The following is a 1640-nucleotide window of genomic DNA, read 5'->3' as shown; positions in this document are numbered from 1 at the left end:
CTTGCTCATGGTGGATGGTTTGTTGTTTGCTGGTTTCCGACTTCGACAATCAGATTCTCAGCTGAAACCTCCACCGCCTTCAATTCCCCGCCCCAGATCCCCCGTACACCACTTCCGACTTTAGCTCCATTGTCTCTCTAGCGAACCCTAAGGGGTGGTTGGCCACATTAGTTACGTATCCCAGTTTCATCAGCCCATCCGGTTCCTACCTTGGGCAGGCGGTTCCGATGGGAGCTGCGGCAACGGCGATCTCCGTCGGGGTCTATTGCGGATATATGTTTCTTGCAGATCGCGCAAGCGTGGTATTGATCAACAGATCCATGCTTGAGAAGATTACGGGCGCACTTTACGCATGCGTCGCAGCCAGCTTGATCTTCTTAAACAGGTGAAGACCTAAACTTGCTCGCAGTCGGTCAGACGTGGTGTTGTTGGTATGCCGTACAGTCTTGCGGGTATCGCGTAGTTTCGAAACGGAGGTTGTGCTTCCATGCCGATCAAGGTTCCAAAAGGTTTGCCGGCTGCAATTGCTTTACAAAAAGAAGGCATCAAGGTAATGGAGCACGAAGCTATGTATCGGCCGATTGAACGTCCTTTGCATATTGGTTTGCTAAACCTGATGCCCAATAAAATAGAGACGGAAATCCAAATTGCACGTCTCCTCGGTGCAACGCCCATATTGGTTGACCTCACCTTGGTAAAGATAGCCAGTCATTTACCCAAGAACACACCAGCAATTCATTTGGCGTCGTTTTACCAGGATTGGGAAGAGATAAAGGAGCGGATATTTGACGGCTTTATTATTACCGGCGCACCGGTTGAGTTGATCCCGTTTGAGGAAGTGGCGTATTGGAACGAGTTAACTCAGATTCTCAACTGGACTCAAACCAACACTCTGAGCTGCTTCAACATCTGCTGGGCCGCACAAGCGGCGCTATATCATTTCCACGGTCTGCCTAAGTACACATTGAATGAGAAGGCTTTTGGTGTCTTCAGGCACCAAGGCGTGGGGTCCACATCACCGTATCTGCGGGGCCTGTCAGACGATCTCTTTGTTCCCGTCTCCCGATGGACGGAAATGCGACGCGCCGACATCCCACCAGGCAGCGGTATCTGTGTGCTCATCGAATCGCCGGAAACAGGCCTGTGTCTGCTTGATGACCCGAACCATCATTCCCTGCATATATTTAATCACCTAGAGTACGATTCGCAAACGTTGGCAGACGAGTATCTCAGAGACCGTTCACTTGGTGGTCGGGTAAGTATTCCGGCAAATTATTTTCCGGAGGATTGCGAAGATCTTCGGCCGCGCAATTGCTGGCGCAGTCACGCCAACATAATTTTCGGAAACTGGATAAAACAAATTGGCATGATCAAGCCACATCAAGATTAGATCACTCGTTTGCCGGGTCAAATTTGTCCGCGCATAGTGGATTGGGTGCGCGTGCCGGAAGAGCTTATTTACGTTCCGCGGGAGGGAATATGAATCTGAAGTTCGAAGAATTGAAACGGGATGGTAAGCGGCTCGCGGTGGCCGTTGTAGACGGCCGCAAGTATCGGCATCAAAGTGATGTCCATCATTTTCGAAGTGGTGGACACCATTTTGTCAGAGCCAACACAGAGGCCCGGTAGCCGTAAAGGTC

Annotated in this window: 2 protein-coding genes; one reads left to right on the top strand and one right to left on the bottom strand. The window is 50.7% G+C overall.

What is annotated here, in order from left to right:
- Window positions 1–487 precede the first annotated feature (487 nt).
- Entirely contained in the window at window positions 488–1390 is a 903-nt protein-coding gene (metA, locus tag AB3X86_RS38120; protein WP_368599884.1) for a homoserine O-succinyltransferase, read from the top strand.
- Window positions 1391–1458: 68 nt separating this feature from the next.
- On the opposite strand, the gene AB3X86_RS38115 is transcribed toward metA, so the two are convergent.
- A partial coding sequence (locus AB3X86_RS38115) for a hypothetical protein (protein ID WP_368599883.1) occupies window positions 1459–1640 on the bottom strand: 182 nt, incomplete at its 5' end.

Source organism: Paraburkholderia sp. BR14374 (assembly GCF_040948685.1).
GTDB classification, from domain to species: Bacteria; Pseudomonadota; Gammaproteobacteria; order Burkholderiales; family Burkholderiaceae; genus Paraburkholderia; species Paraburkholderia youngii.
Note: the sequence above shows the minus strand (reverse complement) of the source record. Positions and strands in the feature narration are given on the sequence as shown.

Bases quoted from the DNA above. Each gene is read 5' to 3' on its own strand.
- metA (WP_368599884.1), top strand. From the start codon at position 488: ATGCCGATCAAGGTTCCAAAAGGTTTGCCGGCTGCAATTGCTTTACAA.